Consider the following 3379-nt stretch of genomic DNA (forward strand, 5'->3'; position numbering starts at 1 on the left):
ACGATTGGGTCTGTAGCTCAGTTGGTTAGAGCGCACCCCTGATAAGGGTGAGGTCGGCAGTTCGAATCTGCCCAGACCCACCAATTGTTGTGGTGTGCTGCTGATCCGAATGGGGCCATAGCTCAGCTGGGAGAGCGCCTGCTTTGCACGCAGGAGGTCAGGAGTTCGATCCTCCTTGGCTCCACCATTAATCGTCGAAAGCTCAGACATGAATGTTCAGGTTGAACGAACATTGATGTCTGGTCTTTGTGCCAGAACTGTTCTTTAAAAATTTGGGTATGTGATAGAAGTAGACTGAATAATCTCTTTCACTGGTGATTATTCAAGTCAAGGTAAAATTTGCGAGTTCAAGCGCGAATTTTCGGCGAATGTCGTCTTCACGTTCGAGACAATAACCAGATTGCTTGGGGTTATATGGTCAAGTGAAGAAGCGCATACGGTGGATGCCTTGGCAGTCAGAGGCGATGAAAGACGTGGTAGCCTGCGATAAGCTTCGGGGAGTCGGCAAACAGACTTTGATCCGGAGATCTCTGAATGGGGAAACCCACCCAGCATAAGCTGGGTATCTTGTACTGAATACATAGGTGCAAGAGGCGAACCAGGGGAACTGAAACATCTAAGTACCCTGAGGAAAAGAAATCAACCGAGATTCCCTTAGTAGTGGCGAGCGAACGGGGATTAGCCCTTAAGCTTCTTTGAATCTAACAGAACGCTCTGGAAAGTGCGGCCATAGTGGGTGATAGCCCCGTATGTGAAAGGTTCTTTGAAGTGAAATCGAGTAGGACGGAGCACGAGAAACTTTGTCTGAATATGGGGGGACCATCCTCCAAGGCTAAATACTACTGACTGACCGATAGTGAACCAGTACCGTGAGGGAAAGGCGAAAAGAACCCCGGAGAGGGGAGTGAAATAGAACCTGAAACCGTATGCGTACAAGCAGTGGGAGCCTACTTTGTTAGGTGACTGCGTACCTTTTGTATAATGGGTCAGCGACTTATATTCAGTGGCGAGCTTAACCGTATAGGGAAGGCGTAGCGAAAGCGAGTCTTAATAGGGCGTTTTAGTCGCTGGGTATAGACCCGAAACCGGGCGATCTATCCATGAGCAGGTTGAAGGTTAGGTAACACTGACTGGAGGACCGAACCCACTCCCGTTGAAAAGGTAGGGGATGACTTGTGGATCGGAGTGAAAGGCTAATCAAGCTCGGAGATAGCTGGTTCTCCTCGAAAGCTATTTAGGTAGCGCCTCACGTATCACTCCAGGGGGTAGAGCACTGTTTCGGCTAGGGGGTCATCCCGACTTACCAAACCGATGCAAACTCCGAATACCTGGAAGTGTCAGCGTGGGAGACACACGGCGGGTGCTAACGTCCGTCGTGAAAAGGGAAACAACCCAGACCGTCAGCTAAGGTCCCAAAGTTATGGTTAAGTGGTAAACGATGTGGGAAGGCTTAGACAGCTAGGAGGTTGGCTTAGAAGCAGCCACCCTTTAAAGAAAGCGTAATAGCTCACTAGTCGAGTCGGCCTGCGCGGAAGATGTAACGGGGCTCAAACCATACACCGAAGCTACGGGTGCATCGCAAGATGCGCGGTAGAGGAGCGTTCTGTAAGCCTGTGAAGGTGAGTTGAGAAGCTTGCTGGAGGTATCAGAAGTGCGAATGCTGACATGAGTAACGACAATGCGAGTGAAAAACTCGCACGCCGAAAGACCAAGGGTTCCTGCGCAACGTTAATCGACGCAGGGTTAGTCGGTCCCTAAGGCGAGGCTGAAGAGCGTAGTCGATGGGAAACAGGTTAATATTCCTGTACTTCTAGTTACTGCGATGGAGGGACGGAGAAGGCTAGGCCAGCTTGGCGTTGGTTGTCCAAGTTTAAGGTGGTAGGCAGAGATCTTAGGTAAATCCGGGGTCTTAATGCCGAGAGCTGATGACGAGTCATCTTTCAGATGATGAAGTGGTTGATGCCATGCTTCCAGGAAAAGCTTCTAAGCTTCAGGTAACTAGGAACCGTACCCCAAACCGACACAGGTGGTTGGGTAGAGAATACCAAGGCGCTTGAGAGAACTCGGGTGAAGGAACTAGGCAAAATGGCACCGTAACTTCGGGAGAAGGTGCGCCGGCGAGGGTGAAGTATTTACTACGTAAGCCCATGCCGGTCGAAGATACCAGGCCGCTGCGACTGTTTATTAAAAACACAGCACTCTGCAAACACGAAAGTGGACGTATAGGGTGTGACGCCTGCCCGGTGCCGGAAGGTTAATTGATGGGGTTAGCGAAAGCGAAGCTCTTGATCGAAGCCCCGGTAAACGGCGGCCGTAACTATAACGGTCCTAAGGTAGCGAAATTCCTTGTCGGGTAAGTTCCGACCTGCACGAATGGCGTAACGATGGCGGCGCTGTCTCCACCCGAGACTCAGTGAAATTGAAATCGCTGTGAAGATGCAGTGTATCCGCGGCTAGACGGAAAGACCCCGTGAACCTTTACTGTAGCTTTGCACTGGACTTTGAGCCTGCTTGTGTAGGATAGGTGGGAGGCTTTGAAGCGTGGACGCCAGTCTGCGTGGAGCCATCCTTGAAATACCACCCTGGCATGCTTGAGGTTCTAACTCTGGTCCGTTATCCGGATCGAGGACAGTGTATGGTGGGCAGTTTGACTGGGGCGGTCTCCTCCTAAAGAGTAACGGAGGAGTACGAAGGTGCGCTCAGACCGGTCGGAAATCGGTCGTAGAGTATAAAGGCAAAAGCGCGCTTGACTGCGAGACAGACACGTCGAGCAGGTACGAAAGTAGGTCTTAGTGATCCGGTGGTTCTGTATGGAAGGGCCATCGCTCAACGGATAAAAGGTACTCCGGGGATAACAGGCTGATACCGCCCAAGAGTTCATATCGACGGCGGTGTTTGGCACCTCGATGTCGGCTCATCACATCCTGGGGCTGAAGCCGGTCCCAAGGGTATGGCTGTTCGCCATTTAAAGTGGTACGCGAGCTGGGTTTAGAACGTCGTGAGACAGTTCGGTCCCTATCTGCCGTGGACGTTTGAGATTTGAGAGGGGCTGCTCCTAGTACGAGAGGACCGGAGTGGACGAACCTCTGGTGTTCCGGTTGTCACGCCAGTGGCATTGCCGGGTAGCTATGTTCGGAATAGATAACCGCTGAAAGCATCTAAGCGGGAAACTAGCCTCAAGATGAGATCTCACTGGGAACTTGATTCCCCTGAAGGGCCGTCGAAGACTACGACGTTGATAGGTCGGGTGTGTAAGCGCTGTGAGGCGTTGAGCTAACCGATACTAATTGCCCGTGAGGCTTGACCATATAACACCCAAACAATTTGCGTGTTGTACGGTGAAGACGTAACGAACCGAAAGTTCGTGTGAACCGCAAAT

2 tRNA genes and 1 rRNA gene are annotated in these 3379 nt (G+C 51.5%); all 3 read left to right on the forward strand.

What is annotated here, in order from left to right:
* Positions 1-6 precede the first annotated feature (6 nt).
* The 3 genes from HNP46_RS35495 to HNP46_RS35505 all read left to right on the forward strand — a co-directional run bounded on the left by HNP46_RS35495 (position 7) and on the right by HNP46_RS35505 (position 3308).
* A tRNA-Ile gene (locus tag HNP46_RS35495) sits at positions 7-83 on the forward strand.
* 28 nt (positions 84-111) lie between these two features.
* Positions 112-187: transfer RNA gene (locus HNP46_RS35500), tRNA-Ala, on the forward strand.
* A gap of 229 nt (positions 188-416) precedes the next feature.
* Positions 417-3308 (forward strand): 23S ribosomal RNA (locus tag HNP46_RS35505).
* Positions 3309-3379 lie beyond the last annotated feature (71 nt).

It is taken from the genome of Pseudomonas nitroreducens (genome assembly GCF_014204515.1).
Lineage (GTDB): Bacteria > Pseudomonadota > Gammaproteobacteria > Pseudomonadales > Pseudomonadaceae > Pseudomonas > Pseudomonas nitritireducens_A.